Below are 23,843 nucleotides of genomic sequence, written 5' to 3'. Positions count from 1 at the left end.
GTGGTGGCGGACACCCGGGGACGCGGGGGAAGAGGACGGATCATGTCGCGAGTGCCAGGGTGGCTCGGCCGGCTCGGTGCCGGACTCACCGAGATGAGCGAGCGGCTGGACGAGCGCCGCGCCGAGGTGGAGAAGGACACCGCACCCGAACCCGCCCTCGCCGAGCACGGCGCCGCCCCGGTGGTCGTGCCCGCCCCCCGGCCGGCCGTTCCGGCCGGTCCCCGCCCCGACCCCGCCGAGGCCGTGCCCTGGGGCGTACGCGTCGCGGCCGAGGCCGGCTGGCGGCTGCTGGTCCTCGCCGGCACCGTCTGGGTCCTCATGCGGGTCATCAGCGCCGTGCAGCTGGTGGTCTTCGCCTTCGTCATCGCCCTGCTGATCACCGCGCTGCTCCAGCCGACGGTCGCCCGGCTCAGGCGCCGCGGGGTGCCGCGCGGCCTGGCCACCGCGATGACCGCCATCCTCGGCTTCGTCGTCATGGGCCTGATGGGCTGGTTCGTGACCTGGCAGGTCATGGAGAACATCGACACGCTCTCCAACCAGATCCAGAGCGGCATCGACGACCTGCGCAACTGGCTGCTGAAGAGCCCCTTCCACGTCACCGACAAGCAGATCAACCAGATCGCCAAGAACCTCCGCGAGGCGATCGGCGCCAACGCCGACCAGATAACGTCGGCCGGCCTGGAGGGCGTCCAGGTCATCGTCGAGGCCCTGACCGGCATCCTGCTGGTGTTCTTCTCGACGCTGTTCCTGCTCTACGACGGCGAGCGCATCTGGCAGTGGTTCCTCAAGCTGGTGCCCGCCGCCGCCCGCCCGGGCGTGGCCGGCGCCGGCCCGCGCGCCTGGCGCACCCTGACGGCCTACGTTCGCGGCACGGTCCTGGTCGCCCTCATCGACGCCATCTTCATCGGCATCGGCATCTACTTCCTCGATGTGCCGATGGCCGTTCCGCTGGCCGTCTTCATCTTCCTGTTCTCCTTCATCCCGCTCGTGGGCGCGGTCGCCTCCGGCGCGCTCGCGGTGATCGTGGCGCTGGTGACGCAGGGCGTCTTCACGGCGCTCATGACCCTCGTCGTGGTCCTCGCCGTCCAGCAGATCGAGGGCCACGTCCTGCAGCCGTTCATCCTGGGCCGCGCGGTCCGCGTCCACCCGCTCGCCGTGGTCCTCACGGTGGCGGCCGGCGCCATGGTGGCGGGCATCGGCGGCGCGGTGGTGGCCGTACCGCTGGTGGCGGTGACGAACACGGTGGTCGGGTATCTACGGCAGTATTCGCAGGAAGTTCAGCTCGAGCCGGCCCGTCCGGCCCTTGCGGACGAGGTCGTTCAGGCCGACGGGGGGTCCGGGGGCGCGGCCCCCGGGGACGCCCAGGAAAACAGCGAGGGCCTCGCCCACCAGGAGTGAGCGAGGCCCCGGCAGCACGGCCTACTCGGAGAGCACGGCCTCGGCGTCCAGCGTGACGCCGACCGCCTGGATCACAGACGCGATCTTGAACGCCTCCTGGACGACCTGACGGTCGACCCCGGCCTTGCGCAGCACCTGCTCGTGCGAGTCCAGGCACAGCCCGCAGCCGTTGATCGCGGAGACCGCGAACGACCACAGCTCGAAGTCGACCTTCTCGACACCGGGGTTGCCGATGACGTTCATCCGCAGACCCGCGCGCAGGGTGCCGTACTCATGGTCGGACAGCAGGTGCCGGGTGCGGTAGAAGACGTTGTTCATCGCCATGATCGCGGCCGCGGACTTGGCCGCGGTGTACGCCTCCGGCGTGAGGTTCGCCTTCGCCTCCGGCTCCAGCTCGCGCAGCACGATCGGGGAGCGGGAGGCGATGGCGGTCGCCAGCACCGTGCCCCACAGCTGCTGCGCGGGCAGGTCGGAGTTGCCGATGACCGAGCCCAGGTTGAGCTTCAGGTCCTTGGCGTAGTCCGGAACGCGGGACTTCAGCGAGTCGAGCGACATGGGTCACTCACCGGCCAGCAGCGCGACCGGGTCGAGCGTCTCGTCGCCCTTGGACCAGTTGCAGGGGCACAGCTCGTCGGTCTGCAGGGCGTCCAGGACCCGCAGGACCTCCTTGGGGTTACGGCCGACGGAGCCGGCGGTCACCATGGAGAACTGGATCTCGTTGTTCTGGTCGACGATGAAGACGGCACGCTTGGCGAAGCCGTCCTCGCCCTCGATGCCCAGGTCGCGCATCAGCTCGTGCTTGGAGTCGGCCATCATCGGGAACGGCAGGTCGCGCAGGTCGTCGTGGTCCTTGCGCCAGGCGTGGTGGACGAACTCGGAGTCACCGGAGAAGCCGAGGACCTGGGCGTCACGGTCGGCGAACTCGTCGTTCAGCTTGCCGAACGCGGCGATCTCGGTCGGGCACACGAAGGTGAAGTCCTTGGGCCAGGCGAAGACGATCTTCCACTTGCCCTCGTAGGTCTTGTGGTTGATCGTGTCGAACTCCTTGCCCTTCTCCAGCGAGACGCAGGCGGTCAGTTCGAACTCGGGGAACTTGTCACCGACAGTGAGCACTAGCTCTCCTTGCAGCGAAGAAAAGCCCCTTTTGAGGGCGTTTTCTCGTATGGGTTGGACGCCGTCGATGGTGTCACAGGGTGCATTGATTCGGGAAATAGCTACACTCGGATGTGTTGATCGGAGGTGGCTATCAGTGACCATCAGTAACGGCAAGCGGAGACAGCCGAGCCTCGCGCAGCTGCGTGCCTTCGCCGCCGTGGCCGAGCATCTGCACTTCCGGGACGCGGCGGCCGCCATCGGGATGAGCCAGCCCGCCCTGTCCGGCGCGGTCTCGGCACTGGAGGAGACCCTGGGCGTGACCCTCCTGGAGCGTACGACCCGCAAGGTGCTGCTCTCGCCCGCCGGCGAGCGGCTGGCCGTACGGGCGAAGGCGGTGCTGGACGAGGTCGGGGCACTGCTGGAGGAGGCCGAGGCGGTCCGGGCGCCGTTCACCGGAGCGCTGCGACTCGGGGTCATCCCGACCGTCGCGCCGTACCTGCTGCCCACCGTGCTGCGACTCGTCCACGAGCGGTACCCGCAGCTCGACCTCCAGGTGCACGAGGAGCAGACCGCGAACCTCGTCGACGGCCTGAACTCCGGCCGGCTAGACCTGCTGCTGCTCGCCGTCCCGCTCGGTGTGCCCGGCGTCGTGGAACTCCCGCTCTTCGACGAGGACTTCGTGCTCGTCACCCCGCTGGACCACTGGCTCGGCGGCCGCGAGGGCATCCCGCGCGAGGCCCTGAAGGAACTCAACCTGCTGCTCCTGGACGAGGGGCACTGCCTGCGCGACCAGGCCCTGGACATCTGCCGGGAGGCCGGGCGGGCGGACGCGCCGGTCACCACCACGGCCGCCGGGCTCTCCACCCTGGTCCAGCTCGTCGCGGGCGGCCTCGGCTGCACCCTGCTCCCGCGTACCGCCCTCAAGCTGGAGACCACGCGCAGCAACCAGCTCCTCACCGGCTCCTTCGCCGAGCCCGCCCCGAGCCGCCGTATCGCCCTCGCCATGCGCACCGGCGCGGCCCGCGGCGCGGAGTACGAGGAGCTGGCGACCGCCCTGCGCGAGGCCCTGGGCCCGCTGCCCGTACGGGTGTGGGACGGCGACGCCTGAGAACGGGCGTCCCGGCACCGCAAACGATCAACCGGGCTGCTGCCGAACCGGACTTGGGCCCCTCCCGGCGGGAGGGGCCCAAGCGGCGGGTCCGCTACTCGGTGCGCAGGCCCTCCGGGCGCATCAGCCGCCACAGCGGGGGCAGGCTGAGCAGGGTGACCACGAGGACGACCGCCGCGCCGATGCCGCTCATCGTCAGAACGCTCGCCCAGTCGACGCCCACCGTCGCGCCCACCATCTTCAGCAGCACCGCGCCCAGCGTCAGCCCCACGGTCGAGGCGAGCAGCAGGCCGAGCGCGATCGGGATCGCCGTCTGCCACAGCACCGACAGGCTCAGGGTGCGCCGCCGGGTGCCGAAGGCCACCAGCGCCGACAACAGCCTCCTGCGCTCGCGCAGTTGCTCCAGCTGGGACACCAGCAGGCTCGCGCCGATCAGCGCCAGCACACAGGTGGCACCGACGAGCAGGCCGGTCCGGATGGAGGTGAACTTCGTGGACTGCTCGTTGGCCGCCCATACGATCGAGTCCGCCAGCGGGTCGATCCGAGCCGCCGTGTTGCGGACGTATTCGTGCACGTCCGGTACCGACTCGTCGAGCGACAGGTACACCTGACCGCTGACCAGCCCGGTCATCCGGTGCGGCACGGCGGCGGGGGTCATCAGGAAGCCGCTGTACACGTTCTCGTTCGGGCCCTTGATCGCACGGACCTGCTTCAGGCCGCTCGGCACGGGCCAGACGAGGTCCGGGCCCTTGGAGAAGCCGTCGCCGGTGTCGAAGTAGAGCTTGCGGCCCGGCCTGGCAAGCTTCGCCGTGTCGGCGTCCATGCCCCTGTCGCCGCCCCGCGCCACGAAGACGTCCCCGTCGTGGCAGGACGTCAGCCGCGCCACCTCGCGCAGCGCGGCGCAGTCGCCGACGGTCACGCTCGCGGAGGTGCCGGGAGCGCCCTTGCTGTTCCAGCTCCGGTCGCCGACTTGGACAGTGCCGAGCGCGGTGGCCTTGCGTACGCCCTTGGTGGCGGAGAGCTTCTCTGCGGCCGAGATGAACGCGCCGCCCCGCAAATTCTGGACCTGCATCTGCGTCTGCTCGACGTTCTGGCCGGTGACCTTGGTGTAGTCGCTCTCGACGCCCGCGAACAGCATCTGCAGGGCGACAGCGCCGGCCACCGCGACCGCGATGCCGTTCACCATGCGGGCCGCCGAGCCGCTGTTCAACTGCAGCCGCCGTACCGCCAGTTGCCAGGCGACATTGCCCGTGCCGAGCCGGGCGACCACGGCCTCGACGACCCACGGCAGCAGCGCGGTCACGCCGACGAGCAGCAGCAGGACACCGCCGATCACCAGGTACTGGTTGAACTCGCCGTTCGACCGGCCCTGGCCGATCATCGGGGCGAGCATCGCGAGGCCGCCCAGCGGCAGCAGCAGCCGCCACCACAGCCGGCGCCGCGAGGGCTTGGCCGTGCGGACCACGCCCAGCGGCTCGATGACCACCCCGCGCAGTGCGAACAGGGTGACCAGCACCGCTGCCGCCGGGACGGTGACGGCGACCAGCGCGGCCAGCGCGGGCGTGGGGTTGAGATAGCTGGGGAACACGCTGATGCCCAGGATCTCGACCGAACCCGCGAGATGACGGCCCAGCAGGAAGAAGACCGTGCCGAAGACCAGCCCGACCAGGGAACCCGCGAGCGCCTCGCCCGCGGCGATCCGCCGGGTCATCCGGCTGTCAGAGCCGACCAGCCGCAGCGCGGCCAGCCTGCGGTCGCGCCGCTCGCCGCCGAACCGTACGGCCGCGGCGATGAACACGGCGACCGGCATCAGCAGCACCACGAACACGACCAGGATCAGCAGGATGAGCACGGGGTCCGTCTTGTTGGGCGGGCTCGGATGCGGATTCCCGAACGCGGTGATCCGGGCCGTCTGCCAGCCGTCGATGCGCGGTGCCAGGTTCTTCGCACCGGCGTAGTAGGCGAGTTCGTGCGAGCCGATGAGCCCGGGCTCGCCGATGGTCCCGACCACCCGGTACGGCAGCCGGTCGCGCAGCAGCTTCCCGCCGGCGGAGTCGAGCAGCAGCTTCAGCGCCGGGGAGACGACCATGTCGCCCGGTGCCGGGTACTTGGCCAGGCCCGGTGCGAGCGGCGCCCGCGGCCCCTCGGGCTCCACCAGTCGGCCGCGGATGTCGGAGCCGTGGTAGTTCGAGTTGGCGTCCGAGATCACCAGGGTATCGGCGGCCTTCGGCTTGTGCTTCTGGTCGTAGGTGTAGTCGAGGCGGGCCTCGTCGCGGTCGTGCCGTACCGCCAGGGCGTTCGGTATGGCGGTCGTGAGCAGCAGCAGCGCGACGCCGAGACCGACACCGACCGCCGTCAGCAGCACCCGGACCCAGCCCTCACGTCCGCCGGCGAAGGCGAACCGGCCCCCCATGGCCAGATCCCTGGACCACTGGCGAACGTTCATACAGCCCGCTCCATGTCCCGGGACTTCCCGTCGCGCACGACGACCTCGCGGTCGGAGTAGGCGGCCACCCGTGCCTCGTGCGTGACCAGCACCACGGCCGCGTTGGTCGACCGGGCCGCGTCAGTGAGCAGCTCCATCACGCGCTCGCCGTTGAGGGAGTCCAGCGCGCCGGTCGGCTCGTCGGCGAACAGCACCCGGGGCCCGGTGACCAGTGCCCGCGCCACCGCGACACGCTGTCCCTGACCACCGGAGACCTCACCCGGCCGCTTGTCCTTGAGGTTGTCGACCTCGAGGCGCTCCATCCAGCCCAATGCCGCCTTCTCGGCCGCCTTGCGGGAGGTTCCGTTCAGCCGCAGCGGAAGCGCCACGTTCTCCACACAGGTGAGCTCCGGGACGAGCTGCCCGAACTGGAAGACGAAGCCGAACTCGGACCGCCGGAGCGCACTGCGCTGGGCGTCGCTCATCGTCGCGAGTTCCTGCCCGTTGTACGTGATCGAGCCCGAGTCCGGCGGCACGATCCCCGCGAGGCAGTGCAGCAGCGTCGACTTGCCGGACCCGGAGGGGCCCATCACGGCGACGACCTCGCCGGGGTGGATGGAGAACCCGGCGCCGTCGAGCGCGAGCGTCGGGCCGTAGGCCTTGCGCAGGTCCTGGGCTATGAGCAGGGAACCGGGAGGAGGAGTCACTTGGCCACCTCCGCACGGAGCTTGTCGAGGCGCGCGGCGGTCAGCTCCAGCCAGCGCAGGTCCGCCTCCAGGTGGAACAGCGCGTGGTCGCAGATCAGCTGGTCCGCGAGGTCGCCCTTGCGCTTGCGGTCGGTCAGGATCCGCATGCTGCGCAGGTGCTCGGCGCGCTGGGTGTCGAGGATGTCGGCCGCGTTCCGGTGGGTCAGCAGCGCCAGGACGACCTTGGTGTAGAGGGTCGACTGGAGGTACTCCGCCGGCTCCTCCGGGGTCGCGAGCCAGCGCTCGACGTCCGTGACGCCGGCGTCGGTGATGGCGTACCGCTTGCGCTCGGGCCCGCCGCCCGCCTCGATCCCGTCGACCTCCACGAGGCCGTTCTTCAGCAGCCGGGACATCGTCGAGTAGACCTGGCCGTAGTGCAGCGGCCGATCGTGACCGAACTTCTCGTCGAAGGCCCGCTTCAGGTCGTAGCCGTGCCGGGGGCCGGACTCCAGGAGCCCTAGAAGGGTGTGACCGATGGACATGGCAGCACTCTACACACGGTGTATACGCGGTGTGTATACGCGGAGTGTGTAGATCATGGCGGGGGGTGCGCGCGGGGTGCGGAGGTGCAGGTGGGGGCCGATTGTCACTGTTCGGAAACAGGCGGCCGTCCACGACGCGGCAGCGGCCCGGTGTCCTTCGGCAGCCGCCCCGCCTCGGCCAGCGCCTTGCGCAACAGGAACTCGATCTGCGCGTTGGCAGAGCGCAGCTCGTCCCCCGCCCACCGCGCCAGCGCCTCGTACACCGACGGGTCCAGCCGCAGCAGCACCTGCTTGCGCTGCTGCGGCCGGCGCCGCGGAGTCTCTTCCGGAGAGTCCGTCACTGGTAGAGGGTCCCAGTGTTGAGGACGGGCTGCGGCGCACGGTCCCCGCACAGCACCACCATCAGGTTGGACACCATCGCCGCCTTCCGTTCCTCGTCCAGCTCCACGATGTCCCGCTCCGCGATCCGGGCGAGCGCCGCCTCCACCATGCCGACCGCGCCGTCCACGATCTGCCGCCGGGCCGCGACGACCGCACCGGCCTGCTGCCGCTGGAGCATCGCCGAGGCGATCTCGGGAGAGTACGCGAGATGCGTGAAGCGCGACTCGATGATCCGCACTCCGGCCGCCTCCACGCGGGCCTGCAGCTCGACGGCCAGCCGCTCGGTGATCTCCTCGGCGTTGCCGCGCAGCGAGAGGCCGTCCTCCTCGTGGGCGTCGTACGGGTACTCGATGGCTATGTGCCGTACGGCCGTCTCGGTCTGCGTGGCGACGAACTCGGCGTAGTCGTCCACCTCGAACACCGCCTGGGCGGTGTCCTGGACCTTCCAGACCACGACCGCGGCCAGCTCGATCGGGTTGCCGTAGGCGTCGTTGACCTTGAGGACGGCGGTCTCGTGGTTGCGCACCCGGGTGGAGATCCGGGTCCGCGAGGTGAAGGGGTTCACCCAGCGCAGACCGTCCTGCCGGATCGTGCCCCGGTACCGGCCGAAGAGCTGCACGACCCGGGCCTCGCCGGGCGCGACCGTGTTCAGGCCGCGCATCGCGATGATCGCGGCGAGGAAGACCAGGACGCCGCCGGCGATGAGCCCGCCCTTGGCGCCGGACGCGGAGACCGCGGAGGCGGCGGCGAACAGGGCGACGGCGGTGCCGAGCCCGAGCAGGCCGAGGAGCAGCGCGAGCCCGCCCCCGATGCTGTGCGCCGGGAACTCCCGCACGCGTGGCGCGGGCATCTCGGGTACGTCGGCGGTCGCGGATGCGTCATGTGCGGACATGGGTGGATCCCCCGTTCAGGTCATGCCTAGCTTCGGTCTAGCTAAGTGATATCACTTTATGCCCGCAGGCAACCTTGGGCCAGTGATATCCGTCGGTTCCTTTGGGCCGGGTGCTGATTGTCACGTCCGCAAAAGAGCGGATCGGGCGCCCTTTGTCATATAGACGGGTGTTAGCTTTCGGAGCTGACCCCGAGAGGAAGCGGAGCGTACAGAGCCATGGGACGAGCGGAAGAGAGACGAGCGCGGCAGCGCGGCCACCGCGCGGCGCCCAAACGCCGCCGCTCCGCCCCTGCGGCCGGTGCCAAGCCCGCCAAGGGCCGAATACGCCGGCTCTTCACCTGGAAGAAGATGCTCGGCACCTTCCTGGGCCTGTGCCTGCTGGGCATCGGCGGCTTCATCGTGCTGTACCTGGTCGTGGACGTCCCCCAGGGCAACGCCGCCGCCAAGCAGGAGAGCAACGTCTACAAGTACAGCGACGGCTCGGTCCTGGCCCGCGTGGGCGAGGTCAACCGCGAGAGCGTGGACCTGTCCAAGGTGCCCAAGGAAGTCCAGCACACCTTCGTCGCCGCGGAGAACAAGACCTTCTACCACGACTCCGGAATCGACGTGAGGGGCCTCGCCCGAGGCCTGTTCAACACGGTGTCCGGCCGGGGTACCCAGGGCGGCTCGACGATCACCCAGCAGTACGTCAAGAACTACTACCTCAACCAGGACCAGACGGTCACCCGCAAGCTCAGGGAGATGGTCATCTCCCTGAAGGTGGACCGCCGGCTGTCCAAGGACGAGATCCTCGCGGGCTACATCAACACCAGCTACTACGGCCGCAACGCCTACGGTATCCAGGCCGCGGCGCAGGCCTACTACCACAAGGACGCGGCCAAGCTGAGCGTCCAGGAGGGCGCCTACCTCGCCGCGCTGCTCCAGGCGCCGAGCCAGTACGACTGGGCGGTCGCCGGCCCCATGGGCAAGAAGCTGGTCGAGCAGCGGTGGAACTACGTCCTGGACAACATGGTCAAGCAGAACTGGCTCGACGCCGGCGAGCGGCAGACGATGAACTTCAAGAGGGACGCCATCCCCAAGGACCCCAAGGGGACGCCGGGTGAAGAGGGCCAGAAGGGCTACCTGGTCCAGCTCGCCAACCAGCAGCTCGAACAGCAGCTGATGAAGCAGCAGGGGCTGACGCAGGCCCAGGCGGAGAACGCGGTCGTGGACCGCGGCTGGACCATCACCCTGAACATCAGCAAGAAGAAGCAGGCCGCGCTGGAGAAGGCGGTCAAGTCCCAGCTGACCAGCAAGCTGGACAAGAAGAAGCGCAAGGTCGACGGCAACATCCAGGCCGGCGCCGTCTCGGTGGACCCCAAGACGGGCAAGATCGTCGCCCTGTACGGCGGTCAGGACTACTTCAAGCACTACTTCAACAACGCGACGCGCCGCGACTACCAGCCCGCCTCGACGTTCAAGCCGGTCATCCTCGCCGCCGCGCTGGAGGACAACGCCACCACGCAGAGCGGCAAGCCGATCACCGCGAACACCGTCTACGACGGCACCAGCGGCCGCCAGGTCGTCGACCACGGCAGCAAGGTCGGCTTCGGCCCGCCGAACGAGGACAAGGTCAACTACGGCCCCATCACCGTGCAGAAGGCGATGAACCAGTCCGTCAACTCGGTCTTCGCCCAGATGGGCGTCGACGTCGGCATGACCAAGGTGATGGACACGGCCAAGCAGCTCGGCATGGACACCGACGGCATGCAGGCGGTGCCCGCGCAGACGCTGGGCTCTATGGGCGCCAGCCCGCTGGAGATGGCCGGCATCTACGCCACCTTCGACAACCACGGCTACAAGGTGACGCCGGGCATCCTCAAGTCGGCGGAGCAGAAGGGCCGTTCGGTCGACATTCCCAACCCGATCGGCAACCAGGTCATCAGCCGCACGGCCGCCGACACGGTGACCTCCGTGCTGACCGGTGTGGTCGACGACGGTACGGCCAAGAAGAACGTGGCGAACAACCCGCTGCGCAACGGCCAGCAGGTGGCGGGCAAGACCGGTACCTCCGACGAGAACAGGTCCGCCTGGTTCACCGGCTACACGCCCGACCTGGTCACCTCCGTCGGCCTGTTCGGCGAGGACTACAAGACCAAGGCCCACGTGTCCATGATGGGCGCCACCGGTCTGCTGCCGGCCCCCGGCCGCCTCAACGGCGGCACCTACCCCGCGCAGATCTGGGCGGCGTACACCTTCGGCGTCACGGACCAGGCCAAGTTCGACCTGAACACCACCCAGGGTGCGGCCGTCGCGCCGACGGACACGCCGACCTTCAGCCAGACCCCGTCCCAGACGCCGTCGAACACCCCGACCAGTGCGCCGCCGACGTCCACGACCCCGTCCCAGACGCCGACCACCGGCGCCCCGACCACGGGGACCCCGACCACCGGCGCCCCGACCACGGGGACCCCGACCACCGGGGCCCCGACCACCGGGACGCCGACGGGCGACGTCACGGACACCCCGCTCGACAACGGCAACGGGAACTTCGGCCAGTAGGGCCCGCGCACGCGAAGGGCGCCCGGGGACTCCCCGGGCGCCCTTCCGCGTCCTCAGGCCCGGTTCAGCTCGAACCAGACCACCTTGCCGGTGCTCAGCCGGGTCGCACCCCACCGCCGGGCCAGCCGGTTGACCAGGTACAGCCCGCGGCCGCCCTCGTCCGTGGCCCGGGCCTGGCGCAGCCGCGGCAGCTGGGGCACGTCGTCGCCGACCTCGCAGCGCAGCACGTCCGTGCGCAGCAGCCGGAGCGTGACCGGACGGGAGGCGTACCGCACGGCATTGGTGACCACCTCGCTGACCAGCAGCTCCACCGAGTCCGTCAGCTCCTCCAGGTCCCAGCGGGCCAGCGCGCGCCGGGCCAGCCGACGGGCCTGGCCGGGGGCCGTCTCCTCCGGATCCAGCGTCCAGTACGCCACATCGCTCGGCGCGATCCCGTCGAAGCGGGCCGCGAGCAGCGCGATGTCGTCGTCCCGGTCGCCCGGGCCGAGCATGTCCAGCACCTCGTCGCACAGCGCCTCGAGCGGCGGCGGATGGTCCGGGCCGGTCAACTGGGCGGTCGCGGCGAGCCGTTCACGCAGTTGCTCTATGCCGGTCCACACGTCCCGCAGCCGGGACTCCACCAGGCCGTCGGTGTACAGCAGCAGCGTGGCCCCGGCGGGCGCGTCCAGCTCGACCGCCTCGAAGTCCACCCCGCCGACGCCGATCGGCGCGCCCGGCGGCACCCTGAGCACCTCCGCGCGGCCGCCCAGGTGCAGCAGGACGGGCGGCGGATGGCCGGCGTTGGCGATGGTGATGCGGTGCGTGACCGGGTCGTAGACGGCGTACAGGCACGTCGCCATGCGGTCGGTGCCCAGCCGCTGCGCCTGCTCGTCCAGGTGGTGCAGCACCTCCTGCGGCGGCAGGTCGAGACCGGCCAGGGTCTGGGCCGTGGTGCGCAGCTGGCCCATGATCGCCGCCGAGGTCATGGAGTGCCCCATGACGTCACCGACCACCAGCGCGACCCGGCTGCCGGGCAGCGGGATCGCGTCGTACCAGTCGCCGCCCACCCGCGCGGTCTCCGCGGCCGGCAGATAGCGCGAGGCCAGCCGCACCCCGGTCGGGCGGGGCAGGGTCTCGGGCAGCATGGTGCGCTGCAGCTCGTCGGCGATGTAGGCCTCCCGGCCGTACAGCACCGCCTTGTCGATGCCGAGCGCGCTGTGCGTGGCGAGCTGGGCGGCCACCAGCAGGTCGTCCGCCTCGAACGCGAGCCGCTCCGGACGGCGCAGGAACAGCGCCGCGCCGATCACCCGGCGCCGGCCGCGCAGCGGCGCGAGGATCGCGTGCTGCCCGCCCGGTACGACCGCCTCGCCGCCCTCGCCGAGCAGCTCGGGCAGCGCGGCCCGGGCGGCGGGCGCGTCGGCGAACACCGGCCGCACCCCGCGCAGCACCTCGTTCAGCGCGCCGCCGGGACGCACCTCGCACAGCTCGGTCGTCAGCGACGACAGCTCCGAGAGGGCCGACGGCTCCGGCTCCGGCTCCGGGAACGGCGGGAGCAGCAGGCCCTCGGTGTCCCGTTCGTCCGGTATCCGGTCGGTACGGCGCAGCCGCAGCACCACCGGGCCGGTGGGCCGCTCGTCACCGACCGGCAGCGGGTCGCGCAGATAGACCAGGATCGCGTCCGAGAACGTCGGCACGGTGGCGCGGCACAGCCCCATCACGATCTCGTCCAGATCGATGCCACGGGCGATCCGCCGGGTCGCCGCGCCCACGAACCTGAGCCGGTCCCCGTCGCGCCGCATCGGCATCGGCCGCCCCGGCGGCAGTCCCCGCCCGGTACGGCGCTCCTGGCCGCCCGGCGCCTTCTCCTCCTCGGCACCCGGCTGCGGCGGAATGGCTTCCGGCGCGGGACGCGGGCGGTGCGTGTCCGTTTCCGTGGTGGCGGGCTGGGAGTGCTCCGGGCCGTTGACTGGGGGCTCCTTCCCCTTGTTCCCCTTGCCGCAGGGCGCGGTCGTCCCCGGGCCGGAGGGCGGTCCGTCCGCCCGGGCCTGTGCCGGTAAGGCCGAGGTGCCGTTCGGCTTGGGGGTACGCAGGAGCGCCCCGCGGGCCTCCGCGGGGTCGGCGCCCGGCTGGGGGCGCTCGTAGGAGGAGGTGGGGTGCTCCGTCACGCGTGTCGAATCCATCCGTCCGGGGCTGCGCGCCGGGCGCGCAGATGGTCCCGCCGAAATCCCGATACCCGGAATACGTGCCCCAGGAACGGAATTCCCGCGTGGTCAGAGGTTGTTCCTGTGCCGCCGGCGAACCCGCCCGGTCCAGGGCAGGCCCTGGCGGTGTTGCCCTCGTACCCCTTGCTCACGTCCTGCCGCCCCTCGGTGACGTTTGGTCAGGCCCGGCGCACGTTCCGGTAGTTGCGGTAGCGCCCCCTTGCGGAGGACGATCCTACGGTTGTGGACCGGGGGCGCATCAAGGGTCTCATGAGGACACGTGCGCGGGCGTACGGTCCCAGTCCCCGGGGAGTGACGGTACCGCCCAGGAGGGATCCGGGCGCCAGTGCTGCCAGCCGTCCGAGAACGGCGGGCCCCAGGCGCCGATCGCCTCCACCGCGGCCCGCCCGGCCGTCCGCACCCGCCCGGCGGTCGTCTCGTCCATCAGACCGTCCCGCTGGGCCTGTGCGAACTCGTCCTCGTCCCGCCAGTGCCAACTGCGGTCCGGATTCACCGAGATGTCCAGGAAGTAGTCCACTGAGTCCACACCGCCCGCCCAACGGGCCAGCGGCCGCTCCAGGTTGACGTACCAGTTCTTGAAGCGCCAGCCCGGATCCCAGAACAGCCACACCGACCAGGGCTCGCCGGGCCGGGCCAGCTTCAGCACGCCCGTGCCGAACCACCGGTCCCGCTGCACCGCGCGCGGCTTGGTGTAGCGGGTCTCCAGCGGCTCCAGATGGACGGGCGTGCCGTCGGCCAGCACCGGCTTGACGCACTCGGTGCCGGGCGCCATCCACACCGCGAGCAGCTCCTCGTCGTCCCGGACGACGGTGACGGGCCGTGCGATGTGGAAGTGCTCACCGGCGTTCTCCCGGTACCGCCACAGGATCGGGGTCCCGGGGGTCCAGTACGTCGCAGGTCCCGCCGCCACTCGTCTCACCGCTCCGTCGTCCGTCATGCACAGATATTAGGTGCCGCAGGCATACGACGCTGCGGCGGCCGTCACGGTTCGACTCGGCGGCGGCACTTGTTACGGGTGCGTCATCCGCAGGACATCCAGCGCCTCGTCCAGCTGCTCCAGGGTGAGGTCGCCGCGCTCCACGTACCCGCCCTCCAGCACGACCTGACGGATGGTCTTCCGCTCGGCCAGGGACTTCTTGACGACCTTCGCGGCCTCCTCGTAGCCGATGTACTTGTTCAGCGGGGTCACCACGGAGGGCGACGACTCGGCGTACTCGCGGGCCCGTTCCCGGTCGGCGACGATGCCGTCGACCGTGCGGTCGGCCAGCAGCCGCGAGACGTTGGCGAGCAGCCGGATCGACTCCAGCACGTTCTTGCCGATCACCGGGAGCATCACGTTCAGCTCGAAGTTCCCGGAGGCGCCGGCGGTGGCGATCGTGGCGTCGTTGCCGATCACCTGGGCGGCGACCATGAGCACGGCCTCGGGGATCACCGGGTTGACCTTGCCCGGCATGATCGACGAGCCCGGCTGCAGGTCGGGCAGGTGGATCTCGGCGAGCCCGGTGCGCGGCCCGGACGCCATCCAGCGCAGGTCGTTGGCGATCTTCGTCAGCCCGACCGCGACGGTCCGCAGCTGCCCGCTGGTCTCCACGATCCCGTCCCGGGCGCCCTGCGCCTCGAAGTGGTCCCGGGCCTCGGTGAGCGGCAGCCCGGTGGCCCGCGCGACCTCCCTGATCACCGCGGCGGAGAACCCGGGCGGCGTGTTGATCCCGGTCCCGACGGCCGTGCCGCCCAGCGGCAGTTCGGCCAGCCGGGGCAGCGAGGCGCGCAGCCGCTCGACGCCGTACCGCACCTGGGCCGCGTACCCGCCGAACTCCTGGCCCAGCGTCACCGGCGTCGCGTCCATCAGATGCGTGCGCCCGGACTTCACGACGTCCGCGAACTCCTCGGACTTGCGGGTGAGGGAGGCGGCGAGGTGGTCGAGGGCCGGGATCAGGTCGTTCGTCACGGCGCCGGTGGCGGCGATGTGGATGGACGACGGGAACACGTCGTTGGACGACTGCGAGGCGTTGACGTGGTCGTTCGGATGCACGTCCCGGCCGAGCCGCTCGCTCGCCAGCGTGGCGACGACCTCGTTGGTGTTCATGTTGGACGAGGTCCCGGACCCGGTCTGGAACACGTCGATCGGGAACTGGTCGTCCCACTTACCGTCGGCGACCTCCGCGGCCGCCTCCTGGATCGCCTCCGCGACGTCCTTGTCCAGCACCCCCAGCTCGGCGTTCACCTTCGCGGCCGCCGCCTTGATCCGGGCCAGCGCCTCGATGTGCGCCCGCTCGATCCGCTGCCCGGAGACGGGGAAGTTCTCGACGGCACGCTGGGTCTGTGCCCGCCACTTGGCGTGGGCGGGGACCCGGACCTCGCCCATGGAGTCGTGCTCGATGCGGTATTCGCTCATGCCGGTGTCAGCGATCGGGGCGCGGCGGTTGTTCCGGACTGTGGGCCGCACGGGGCGAGGGGTGACCGCGGCCTGCTGCATTGGCACCACCGATGTCACCGGGTCGGGGGACTGCTCCACCGGCTGCCGAGCCGGACATCACGGATAAATGTGACTATCAACCCAAGGTGACAGAGCGATTCCCCGCCGTCACCACGGCTGGCAGGAGGACCAATCGATGCACTTCACTCCGAAGCGCCTGCTCGGCGCCACCGCGGCGGTGTCCATAGGCGCGGCGGCTCTGCTGGGCGCGGGCGCCGGCGCCGCGGGCGCCGCCGGCAGGGCCTACTGCGACCGCGCCGAACGGCCCGTCTGGAGCGGCGACCCCAGCCGCAACATGACCGGCCACGGCTGCAGCGTGCCGTCCAACGGGCGCCGCTGGTACACCGTCGAGATCGACACCCTCGTGGAGTCCCACCACAAGACGGAGTATCTGAACGGACCGGTCGACCGGACCGAGACGCTGCACGACAGAACCATCAGGTGCATGGGCTACACCACCAGCGGCGACACGGTGAACTGGTTCGGCTGCGTACCTCACTGACCCATGGGCCGAGGCCGGTCCGGACCGGCCCGGTGCCGGGCGGCCGCGTCCCCGACGGGATGCGCCGGCCGCCCGGCCGGGTCCGGAGGACGGACCCCGTCCGCCGATCAGGCCAGCCCCGGCCCCCGCACCGGAATGCTCGTGAACGTCGGCTGCGGGGCCGGGTCCTGGAAGAAGTCGTTCGACTTGTTCGTCCCACGGCACCGACCAGCCCGTCCGGCGTTCGAGGACGAGGCCCCTCGGGCCGAACGGGGTCCTTGGGCGGAGCCCCCGGTGGGGCGAAGGGGCAGCGCCCCTGGGGATGGGACGGGTAGGGGCGGCGGGGGCGAAGGCATTCCCCGCCGTCCCGCAGGTGCTACGCCAGCCCAGGCCCCCGTACCGGAATCGTCGTGAACGTCGGTGCCGGGGCGGGGTCTTGGAAGAAGTCGTTGCCCTTGTCGTCCACCACGATGAACGCCGGGAAGTCCTCGACCTCGATCTTCCAGACGGCCTCCATGCCCAGCTCCTCGTACTCGACGACCTCGACCTTCTTGATGCAGTCCTGGGCGAGGCGGGCGGCGGGGCCGCCGATCGAGCCGAGGTAGAAGCCGCCGTGCGTGTCGCAGGCGTCGGTGACCTGCTTGCTGCGGTTGCCCTTGGCGAGCATCACCTTGGAGCCGCCCGCCGCCTGGAACTGCTCCACGTAGGAGTCCATACGGCCGGCCGTGGTCGGGCCGAAGGAACCGGAGGCGTAACCCTCGGGGGTCTTGGCCGGGCCCGCGTAGTACACCGGGTGGTCCTTCAGGTACTGCGGCATCTCCTCGCCCGCGTCCAGGCGCTCCTTGATCTTGGCGTGCGCGATGTCGCGGGCCACGACCAGCGGGCCGGTGAGGGAGAGGCGGGTCTTGACCGGGTACTTGGTCAGCTCGGCGAGGATGTCGTCCATCGGCTGGTTGAGGTCGATGCGGACGACGTCGGACGACTCGTCCAGGTGCTCGTCCGTGGTCTCCGGCAGGAAGCGCGCCGGGTCCTTCTCCAGCTGCTCCAGGAACACGCCCTCGGCGGTGATCTTGGCGACGGCCTGGCGGTCGGCCGAGCAGGAGACGGCGATGGCGACCGGGCAGGACGCGCCGTGGCGCGGGAGGCGGATCACGCGGACGTCGTGGCAGAAGTACTTGCCGCCGAACTGCGCGCCGATGCCGATCTTCTGCGTCAGCTCGAAGACCTTCTGCTCCAGGTCCTGGTCCCGGAAGCCGTGGCCCAGCTCCGAGCCCTCGGCCGGGATCTCGTCCAGGTAGTGCGCGGAGGCGTACTTCGCGGTCTTCAGCGCGTACTCGGCGCTCGTGCCGCCGACGACGATCGCCAGGTGGTACGGCGGGCAGGCGGCCGTACCGAGCGAACGGATCTTCTCCTCCAGGAACTTCATCATGGAGGCCTCGTTCAGGACGGCCTTCGTCTCCTGGTACAGGAAGGACTTGTTGGCCGAGCCGCCGCCCTTCGCCATGAACAGGAACTTGTAGGCGCCGCCGTCGGTCGCGTACAGCTCGATCTGGGCGGGGAGGTTGGAGCCGGTGTTCTTCTCCTCCCACATGGTGAGCGGAGCCATCTGCGAGTAGCGCAGGTTCAGCCTGGTGTAGGCGTCGTAGATGCCGTGCGACAGGTGCTTGTCGTCCGCGCCCTCGGTCAGGACGTTCTGGCCGCGCTTGCCCATGACGATCGCCGTGCCCGTGTCCTGGCACATCGGCAGCACGCCCGCCGCCGCGATGTTCGCGTTCTTCAGCAGGTCGAGCGCGACGAACTTGTCGTTGCTCGAGGCCTCCGGGTCGTCGATGATGCGGCGCAGCTGCGCCAGGTGGGCCGGGCGCAGATAGTGCTGGATGTCGTGGATGGCCTCCTCGGCCAGCTTGCGCAGCGCCTCCGGCTCCACCTTGAGGAAGGTCCGCCCGTCCGGCCCCTCGACGGTGGACACACCCTCCGAGGTCACCAGCCGGTACGGGGTGGTGTCCTCGCCCTGGGGGAGCAGATCGGTGTACGCGAACTCAGGCATCTCAGCCCATTCCTCACTCTGACGGACGGCTGCCCGCCGACGCTGGCGGGCCTCACCAGCCTAGAACCTGCCACCGACACGGAACCTGTGAGGTAAGGCTCAGTTCCGGGACACGCGGGCGGCTCCGGCCCCCTAGTCGCGATCTATCGCGTTTCGGTACGCTGCTGTCGTGGACCTTCAGAAGCACGCCCAGCCCCAGGACAGCGCGCCGCGCGTGTCCGAACTGCGCGCCTCGGACGCCGACCGTGACCGTGTCGCCGACATCCTCCGCGAGGCCCTGGCCGAGGGCCGGCTGACGGCCGACGAGCATGCCGAGCGCGTGGAGGGGGTGCTGCACGCCAAGACGGTCGGCGAGCTGGAGGTCTTCATCCGCGACCTCCCTGCCGCCCACCAGCGGCCCGCGGCCCCCGCCTACACGCCCGTCCCGCCCCGCCCCTCGCCCGGCGCGATCCCGGCCGAGGCCGACGCCAACGTGGTGGCCGTCTTCAGCAGTGCGGTGCGCCGGGGCCGCTGGCGCGCGGGGCGCCGGTTGCACGCGTACTCGGTCTTCGGCTCGGTGGAGATCGACCTGAGCGAGGCGATCTTCGAGTACCAGCAGGTCGTCATCAAGGCCGTCTCGGTCTTCGGCGACGTCCAGATCCGCGTCCCGGAGAACGTCTCGCTGCGCGGCACGGGCGGCGGTGTGCTGGGCAACTTCGAGGTGGACACGCTGGATTCGGTCGAGCCCGACGCGCCCGTGGTCTACGTCGACGGGTGGGCCGTACTCGGCAACGTAGAGGCGCGCCCCAAGCGCGGCCGGCGCGTGGCGGACATCCTCGACCGGGTCCAGGACAAGGTCGACCGGAAGCTGCGCAAACACCTGGACCGTTGACGGTCGCGAATCCGCCGGTGATCCGAGGGCCGCGGTGGCGCGGCGGAGGGGGCCCGGGGGCGTGAACAAGCCGCCGCGCGCCTGCGGTTGGAAACGCAGTGCATAGGCTCGCGCACAGCGGGTAGGCCTTGCTGCATCGTCGCTCACTCGCGAAGCCGTCGTCAGGAGTAGACCGTGCTGCAACCGCCGCATTCGTCCCTGCAGGTCGCTGCCGTTCCGGCCCAGCGGGTGCCAGCGCGCGACAGGGACCAAGACGCACCCTGGCACACCGAGGCGGTGTGCCGGCGGGACGAGGCCGGCCTCTTCTTCGCCCCGTCCAAGGAGCCGACGGCCGCCCGCCTGTCCCGTGAGGAGGCGGCCAAGCGCGTCTGCGCCCGCTGTCCGGTGATGGTCGAGTGCCGCGAACACGCCCTCCTCCAGCCCGAACCGTACGGCGTCTGGGGCGGCCTGACGGCGGCGGAACGCCGGGTGGTCCTGGCGAGGCGCCGGCGGCGCGAGGTGGAACTGAAGAAGGCGGCACGGGCGACGACGAACCGCATAGCGGGCTGAGCAAAGGAAAGGGCGCCCCCTCCGCACAGGGGGCGCCCATCGCCTTTCAGAGGCGCGGAACCGTGGTCACTTGGCCCGGTCGAAGTCGATCGCGCTGTAGGCCCGCAGCTTGCGCAGCCGATGCTCGGAGTCGATCCGCCGCACGGTCCCCGACTTGGACCGCATCACGATCGACTCGGTCAGCGCGGTCTCGGAGCGGTACCGCACGCCACGCAGCAACTCGCCGTCGGTGATGCCGGTCGCGACGAAGAAGACGTTCTCGCCGGAGACCAGGTCGTCGGTGGTGAGCACCCGGTCCAGATCGTGCCCGGCGTCGATCGCCCGCTGCCGTTCCTCGTCGTCCTTGGGCCACAGCTTGCCCTGGATCGTGCCGCCGAGGCACTTCACGGCGCAGGCGGAGATGATGCCCTCGGGGGTGCCGCCGATGCCGAGCAGCAGGTCGACGCCGGTGCCCTCGCGCAGTGCGTAGACCGAGCCGGCGACATCGCCGTCGGAGATCAGCTTGATACGCGCGCCTGCCTCCCGGACCTCCTTGATCAGGCCCTCGTGGCGCGGCCGGTCGAGGATGACGACGGTGACGTCCTCCGGCGCGGACCGCTTGGCTTTGGCGATCCGGCGGATGTTCACGGCCACCGGCGCGTTGATGTCGACGAAGTCCGCGGCCTCGGGGCCGGTGACCAGCTTGTCCATGTAGAACACGGCGGACGGGTCGAACATGGCGCCGCGCTCGGCGGCCGCGAGGACGGCGATGGCGTTGGGCATGCCCTTGGCCGTCAGGGTGGTGCCGTCGATCGGGTCGACCGCGATGTCGACCTCGGGTCCGGTGCCGTCGCCGACCTGCTCTCCGTTGAAGAGCATCGGGGCTTCGTCCTTCTCGCCCTCACCGATGACGACGACGCCGTTCATCGACACGGTGGAGACGAGGGTCCGCATGGCGCGCACCGCGGCGCCGTCGGCGCCGTTCTTGTCGCCGCGCCCTACCCAGCGGCCCGCGGCCATGGCCGCGGCTTCGGTCACCCGGACGAGTTCCAGGGCGAGGTTACGGTCGGGGGCTTCCGAGGGAACGTCCAGCTCGGAAGGCAGATGATGATTCTCGGTCATCGGAGCGCACCTTTCTGATACGACGACGGCCGGATGAGGGTGTACCCCGACTCTATCGTTAGGTAGACAAAATGAGCAGGGGACCCCACGGATGAGCGCTCCGGGCACCTGCGACGATAGGGGGCGTGGCAGGTTCGAACGGCAAGCAGAAGACGGTCCGGGACATGATTCTCTCCCTGGGCCTCATCGGGATCGCGGCGGCGGTCATCTATCTCTTCGTCCCGCACGACGATCACGCTCCCGATCTCAAGCGGGTCGACTACCGGGTCGAGCTGCTCACGGCGCGCCGCGCGGCGAGCTACCCGGTGGCCGCGCCGGAGGGGCTGCCGGGGACCTGGAAGGCGACCTCGGTGCGCTACCAGGGCGAGAACTCCGACCGCTGGCACCTCGGCTTCCAGACCCCCGACGGTCAGTACGCGCAGCTCGAGCAGTCCGCGCAGAAGAAGCGCGCCGACTTCATCGACCAGGCCAGCCAGGGCGCCTCGGCGACCAAGCGGACCGAGAAGATCGGTGACCGCACCTGGACCCGCTACACCGGCGGCCGCTACGACGCCCTGGTCCTCGAGGACACCCCCGGCTCCACGACGGTGGTCGCCGGCACGGCCTCCTTCGACCAGCTGACGAAGATGGCGGCGGCGCTGAAGACGCAGTGAGCGCACCCGCACGGAAGGCGCGGTGAGCGCACCCGTCCGGAACGCGCGGTGAGCGCCCGTACGCGCACACGCAGGAGGCCCCCAGCGACGCTGCTGGGGGCCTCCTGCCGTACTCGCCGTACTCGGGCGGCTCAGACGGTCGTGACGACGTCCTCGAACGCCAGTCGCGGCGAGCGCGGGAACCAGGCGTCCGGGCCGGGGCGGCCGATGTTGACGACCATCAGCGGGGTGTGGTCGTCGTCCAGGAACTCCTTGCGGACGCCCTCGAAGTCGAGGCCGGTCATCGGGCCGGCGGCGAGACCCGCGGCACGGACGCCGATGATGAAGTACGCGGCCTGCAGCGAGGCGTTCAGCGCGGCGGCGCCCTCACGGGCCGGACGCTCGCTGAAGAAGACGTCCTTGGCCTGGGGGAAGTGCGGGAAGAGGGTCGGCAGCTCCTCGTGGAACTCGTTGTCCGCGGAGAGGATCGCGACCAGCGGGGCGGCGGCCGTCTTCGGCTGGTTGCCCTCGGCCATGTGCTTCACCAGGCGCTCGCGGGCCTCGGTGGAGCGGACCAGGGTGATGCGCAGCGGGCTCTGGTTGAAGGCGGTGGGGCCGTACTTGACCAGGTCGTAGATCGCCTGGACCTGCTCCTCGGTAACCGGCTCGTCGGTGAAGGTGTTCGCGGTGCGGGCCTCGCGGAACAGCAGGTCCTGGGCAGCGGGGTCAAGAACGAGAGACATGCGTGACTTCCTAGGGTGCGCGTCCGGTCCGGGGTGCCGGATCGGCTGATGTCCACGACCATACGCATGTGAAGTTCAACCTTCAACAAAAACCGGGGCGCGGTGATCCGCTTCACAGCGCCCGGCTCTTGCCTACTCGCTCTCTTCCTGAGCCTCTTCCCGTGCCTCTTCCTCGGCGAGCGCCGCGTCCAGCCGGGCCCGTGCGCCCTCCAGCCAGCGCCGGCACACCTTGGCCAGCTCCTCGCCGCGCTCCCACAGCGTCAGGGACTCCTCCAGCGTCGTACCGCCCGCCTCCAGGCGCCGCACGACCTCGATCAACTCGTCCCGCGCCTGCTCGTACGAGAGCGCCTCATCCACCTTGCTGGTCATCCGCCCACCCTAGACATCAGAAGACATAGGAAAACATCAGATATCGACACGAACCGTGAACTCGCCCTCGGCGACCCGCGCCCGCAGCGCCTCGCCCTCCGCGACCTCCTCCGGATCGCGCACCACATGCCCGTCGGACTTCTGCAGCACCGCATAGCCGCGCTTGAGGGTGGCGGCGGGGGAGAGGGCCACCACGCGCGCGTGCGTGTGCGTCAGCTCCGAGTCGGCGCGGTCGAGGAGATGGCCGAGGGTCCGCCGGCTCCGCCCGACCAGGGAGACCACATGGTCGGCGCGCTCGTCGATCATCCGGTGCGGATCCTCGATCGAGGGCCGCGCCAGCGCGTGCGCCAGACCCCGCTGCTCACGCTCCACCAGCGCCTGCACGCACCGCCGGGCCCGGTCCCGCAGCATCCGCACCCGCTCGAACTCCTCGCCGACGTCCGGTACGACCTTCTTGGCCGCGTCGGTCGGCGTGGAGGCGCGCAGATCGGCGACATGGTCGAGCAGCGGGTTGTCCGGCTCGTGCCCGATGGCCGAGACGACCGGCGTACGGCACTCCGCGACCGCCCGCACCAGCTGCTCGTCGGAGAACGGCAGCAGGTCCTCCACGCTGCCGCCGCCGCGCGCGACGATGATGACGTCCACGTCCTCGATCCCGTCCAGCTCCTTGACGGCCTGGACGACCTGCGGGACGGCGTGCACGCCCTGCACGGCGACGTTGCGCACCTCGAAGCGGACGGCGGGCCAGCGGTGGCGGGCGTTCTCCAGCACGTCCCGCTCCGCGGCGGAGGCACGGCCGCAGACCAGCCCGATCAGCTGGGGCAGAAACGGCAGCGGCTTCTTGCGCTCCGGCGCGAACAGCCCCTCGGCCGCGAGCGTCTTCTTCAGCTGCTCCAGCCGGGCCAGCAGCTCACCGACGCCGACGGGCCTTATCTCGGCGGCCCGGAGCGAGAGCTGCCCACGCGGCGCGTACCACTCCGGTTTCGCCAGGACGACCACGCGGGCGCCCTCGCCGACGACGTCCGCGACCGCGTCGAACACCTGCCGGTAGCAGGTCACGCTGACGGAGATGTCGTACGAGGGATCCCGCAGGGTCAGAAACACGACCCCGGCACCCGGCCGCCGCGACAACTGCGTGATCTGCCCCTCGACCCACACCGCTCCGAGCCGGTCGATCCAGCCACCGATCAGCCGGGAGACCTCACCGACAGGGAGCGGCGCTTCGGACGACGTGTTCACAGCCATGCGGCGAGCGTATCGGCCGACACCGACATTCCGGCTCGGTGCTGGGCCGCCGAACGCACC

General features: G+C 70.6%; 22 protein-coding genes. 7 read left to right on the top strand and 15 right to left on the bottom strand.

Annotation, left to right across the window (positions count from 1 at the left end; translation table 11 throughout):
• Positions 1-42 precede the first annotated feature (42 nt).
• On the top strand, positions 43-1,398 hold the full coding sequence (locus CRP49_RS07220; RefSeq protein WP_097252654.1) for an AI-2E family transporter: 1,356 nt from the start codon (positions 43-45) through the stop codon (positions 1,396-1,398).
• A 21-nt stretch (positions 1,399-1,419) separates the two neighbouring features.
• On the opposite strand, the gene CRP49_RS07215 is transcribed toward CRP49_RS07220, so the two are convergent.
• On the bottom strand, positions 1,420-1,953 hold the full coding sequence (locus tag CRP49_RS07215) for an alkyl hydroperoxide reductase (protein WP_097252653.1): 534 nt from the start codon (positions 1,951-1,953) through the stop codon (positions 1,420-1,422).
• A 3-nt stretch (positions 1,954-1,956) separates the two neighbouring features.
• On the bottom strand, positions 1,957-2,511 hold the full coding sequence (locus CRP49_RS07210) for a peroxiredoxin (RefSeq protein ID WP_097252652.1): 555 nt from the start codon (positions 2,509-2,511) through the stop codon (positions 1,957-1,959).
• Between the two features lie 136 nt (positions 2,512-2,647).
• Here CRP49_RS07210 and CRP49_RS07205 point away from each other — a divergent pair, with 136 nt between their 5' ends.
• Positions 2,648-3,601: a LysR substrate-binding domain-containing protein gene (locus tag CRP49_RS07205; RefSeq protein WP_097252651.1), complete on the top strand. Its 954-nt coding sequence runs from the start codon at positions 2,648-2,650 to the stop codon at positions 3,599-3,601.
• Between the two features lie 94 nt (positions 3,602-3,695).
• Here CRP49_RS07205 and CRP49_RS07200 read toward each other — a convergent pair whose 3' ends face one another.
• From CRP49_RS07200 to CRP49_RS07180, 5 genes are all read right to left on the bottom strand, one after another.
• Positions 3,696-6,047, bottom strand: coding sequence for an ABC transporter permease (locus tag CRP49_RS07200; protein ID WP_097252650.1), 2,352 nt, complete (start codon positions 6,045-6,047; stop codon positions 3,696-3,698).
• Positions 6,044-6,733 (bottom strand): ABC transporter ATP-binding protein, encoded by a 690-nt coding sequence (locus tag CRP49_RS07195; protein WP_097252649.1) that lies wholly within the window; start codon positions 6,731-6,733, stop codon positions 6,044-6,046. The genes CRP49_RS07200 and CRP49_RS07195 overlap by 4 nt, the downstream gene beginning before the upstream one ends.
• Complete coding sequence (locus tag CRP49_RS07190; protein WP_097252648.1) at positions 6,730-7,254, bottom strand: PadR family transcriptional regulator; 525 nt, start codon at positions 7,252-7,254, stop codon at positions 6,730-6,732. The genes CRP49_RS07195 and CRP49_RS07190 overlap by 4 nt, the downstream gene beginning before the upstream one ends.
• Positions 7,255-7,358: 104 nt before the next feature.
• A complete protein-coding gene (locus tag CRP49_RS07185; protein WP_097252647.1) occupies positions 7,359-7,595 on the bottom strand; it encodes a hypothetical protein in 237 nt (78 codons plus the stop codon).
• On the bottom strand, positions 7,592-8,527 hold the full coding sequence (locus CRP49_RS07180) for an SPFH domain-containing protein (protein ID WP_097252646.1): 936 nt from the start codon (positions 8,525-8,527) through the stop codon (positions 7,592-7,594). Before CRP49_RS07180 ends, CRP49_RS07185 begins: the two co-directional genes overlap by 4 nt.
• A 216-nt stretch (positions 8,528-8,743) precedes the next feature.
• On the opposite strand from CRP49_RS07180, the gene CRP49_RS07175 reads away from it, so the two are divergent.
• Entirely contained in the window at positions 8,744-11,068 is a 2,325-nt protein-coding gene (locus tag CRP49_RS07175) for a transglycosylase domain-containing protein (protein ID WP_097252645.1), read from the top strand.
• Positions 11,069-11,121: 53 nt separating this feature from the next.
• Here the strand turns inward: CRP49_RS07175 and CRP49_RS07170 are convergent, their stop codons facing one another.
• The 3 genes from CRP49_RS07170 to CRP49_RS07160 form a co-directional block, all read right to left on the bottom strand.
• Positions 11,122-13,212 carry an ATP-binding SpoIIE family protein phosphatase gene (locus CRP49_RS07170; protein ID WP_097252644.1) on the bottom strand — a complete coding sequence of 697 codons (2,091 nt, stop codon included), beginning with the start codon at positions 13,210-13,212 and terminating at the stop codon, positions 11,122-11,124.
• Between the two features lie 304 nt (positions 13,213-13,516).
• On the bottom strand, positions 13,517-14,206 hold the full coding sequence (locus CRP49_RS07165; protein ID WP_179851536.1) for a DUF402 domain-containing protein: 690 nt from the start codon (positions 14,204-14,206) through the stop codon (positions 13,517-13,519).
• Positions 14,207-14,278: 72 nt separating this feature from the next.
• Entirely contained in the window at positions 14,279-15,664 is a 1,386-nt protein-coding gene (locus tag CRP49_RS07160; RefSeq protein ID WP_097257235.1) for an aspartate ammonia-lyase, read from the bottom strand.
• A gap of 217 nt (positions 15,665-15,881) precedes the next feature.
• Here CRP49_RS07160 and CRP49_RS07155 point away from each other — a divergent pair, with 217 nt between their 5' ends.
• Entirely contained in the window at positions 15,882-16,247 is a 366-nt protein-coding gene (locus tag CRP49_RS07155) for a hypothetical protein (RefSeq protein WP_097252642.1), read from the top strand.
• Between the two features lie 355 nt (positions 16,248-16,602).
• Here the strand turns inward: CRP49_RS07155 and CRP49_RS07150 are convergent, their stop codons facing one another.
• Positions 16,603-18,273: a fumarate hydratase gene (locus tag CRP49_RS07150; RefSeq protein WP_097252641.1), complete on the bottom strand. Its 1,671-nt coding sequence runs from the start codon at positions 18,271-18,273 to the stop codon at positions 16,603-16,605.
• Positions 18,274-18,442: 169 nt separating this feature from the next.
• On the opposite strand from CRP49_RS07150, the gene CRP49_RS07145 reads away from it, so the two are divergent.
• Together CRP49_RS07145 and CRP49_RS07140 are read left to right on the top strand one after the other, a co-directional pair.
• The gene (locus CRP49_RS07145; RefSeq protein WP_097252640.1) at positions 18,443-19,144 is read left to right on the top strand and encodes a DUF1707 domain-containing protein; all 702 of its coding nucleotides are present in this window, start codon (positions 18,443-18,445) and stop codon (positions 19,142-19,144) included.
• A gap of 174 nt (positions 19,145-19,318) precedes the next feature.
• A complete protein-coding gene (locus CRP49_RS07140; RefSeq protein WP_094215194.1) occupies positions 19,319-19,693 on the top strand; it encodes a WhiB family transcriptional regulator in 375 nt (124 codons plus the stop codon).
• Between the two features lie 66 nt (positions 19,694-19,759).
• Here the strand turns inward: CRP49_RS07140 and glpX are convergent, their stop codons facing one another.
• Complete coding sequence (gene glpX, locus CRP49_RS07135) at positions 19,760-20,794, bottom strand: class II fructose-bisphosphatase (protein ID WP_097252639.1); 1,035 nt, start codon at positions 20,792-20,794, stop codon at positions 19,760-19,762.
• 125 nt (positions 20,795-20,919) lie between these two features.
• On the opposite strand from glpX, the gene CRP49_RS07130 reads away from it, so the two are divergent.
• Entirely contained in the window at positions 20,920-21,447 is a 528-nt protein-coding gene (locus CRP49_RS07130) for a DUF4245 domain-containing protein (protein WP_097252638.1), read from the top strand.
• A 131-nt stretch (positions 21,448-21,578) separates the two neighbouring features.
• On the opposite strand, the gene CRP49_RS07125 is transcribed toward CRP49_RS07130, so the two are convergent.
• From CRP49_RS07125 to xseA, 3 genes are all read right to left on the bottom strand, one after another.
• Complete coding sequence (locus CRP49_RS07125) at positions 21,579-22,169, bottom strand: malonic semialdehyde reductase (protein ID WP_097252637.1); 591 nt, start codon at positions 22,167-22,169, stop codon at positions 21,579-21,581.
• Positions 22,170-22,301: 132 nt separating this feature from the next.
• Entirely contained in the window at positions 22,302-22,538 is a 237-nt protein-coding gene (locus CRP49_RS07120; protein ID WP_097252636.1) for an exodeoxyribonuclease VII small subunit, read from the bottom strand.
• 36 nt (positions 22,539-22,574) lie between these two features.
• Positions 22,575-23,783 (bottom strand): exodeoxyribonuclease VII large subunit, encoded by a 1,209-nt coding sequence (gene xseA, locus CRP49_RS07115; protein ID WP_097252635.1) that lies wholly within the window; start codon positions 23,781-23,783, stop codon positions 22,575-22,577.
• Positions 23,784-23,843: the final 60 nt, after the last annotated feature.

This window comes from Streptomyces sp. Ag109_G2-15, assembly GCF_900215565.1.
GTDB classification, from domain to species: Bacteria; Actinomycetota; Actinomycetes; order Streptomycetales; family Streptomycetaceae; genus Streptomyces; species Streptomyces diastatochromogenes.
The sequence above is the reverse complement of the archived record's forward strand: the minus strand, read 5'-3'. Positions and strand labels throughout refer to the sequence as shown.

What these genes read in the sequence shown, in the direction of transcription:
- CRP49_RS07155 (WP_097252642.1), top strand. Translation starts at nt 15,882, where the DNA reads ATGCACTTCACTCCGAAGCGCCTGCTCGGCGCCACCGCGGCGGTGTCC.
- CRP49_RS07160 (WP_097257235.1), bottom strand. Translation starts at nt 15,664, where the DNA reads ATGAGCGAATACCGCATCGAGCACGACTCCATGGGCGAGGTCCGGGTC.
- CRP49_RS07215 (WP_097252653.1), bottom strand. Translation starts at nt 1,953, where the DNA reads ATGTCGCTCGACTCGCTGAAGTCCCGCGTTCCGGACTACGCCAAGGAC.
- CRP49_RS07165 (WP_179851536.1), bottom strand. Translation starts at nt 14,206, where the DNA reads ATGACGGACGACGGAGCGGTGAGACGAGTGGCGGCGGGACCTGCGACG.
- CRP49_RS07125 (WP_097252637.1), bottom strand. Translation starts at nt 22,169, where the DNA reads ATGTCTCTCGTTCTTGACCCCGCTGCCCAGGACCTGCTGTTCCGCGAG.
- CRP49_RS07120 (WP_097252636.1), bottom strand. Translation starts at nt 22,538, where the DNA reads ATGACCAGCAAGGTGGATGAGGCGCTCTCGTACGAGCAGGCGCGGGAC.
- glpX (WP_097252639.1), bottom strand. Translation starts at nt 20,794, where the DNA reads ATGACCGAGAATCATCATCTGCCTTCCGAGCTGGACGTTCCCTCGGAA.
- CRP49_RS07190 (WP_097252648.1), bottom strand. Translation starts at nt 7,254, where the DNA reads ATGTCCATCGGTCACACCCTTCTAGGGCTCCTGGAGTCCGGCCCCCGG.
- CRP49_RS07175 (WP_097252645.1), top strand. Translation starts at nt 8,744, where the DNA reads ATGGGACGAGCGGAAGAGAGACGAGCGCGGCAGCGCGGCCACCGCGCG.
- CRP49_RS07180 (WP_097252646.1), bottom strand. Translation starts at nt 8,527, where the DNA reads ATGTCCGCACATGACGCATCCGCGACCGCCGACGTACCCGAGATGCCC.
- xseA (WP_097252635.1), bottom strand. Translation starts at nt 23,783, where the DNA reads ATGGCTGTGAACACGTCGTCCGAAGCGCCGCTCCCTGTCGGTGAGGTC.
- CRP49_RS07150 (WP_097252641.1), bottom strand. Translation starts at nt 18,273, where the DNA reads ATGCCTGAGTTCGCGTACACCGATCTGCTCCCCCAGGGCGAGGACACC.
- CRP49_RS07220 (WP_097252654.1), top strand. Translation starts at nt 43, where the DNA reads ATGTCGCGAGTGCCAGGGTGGCTCGGCCGGCTCGGTGCCGGACTCACC.
- CRP49_RS07200 (WP_097252650.1), bottom strand. Translation starts at nt 6,047, where the DNA reads ATGAACGTTCGCCAGTGGTCCAGGGATCTGGCCATGGGGGGCCGGTTC.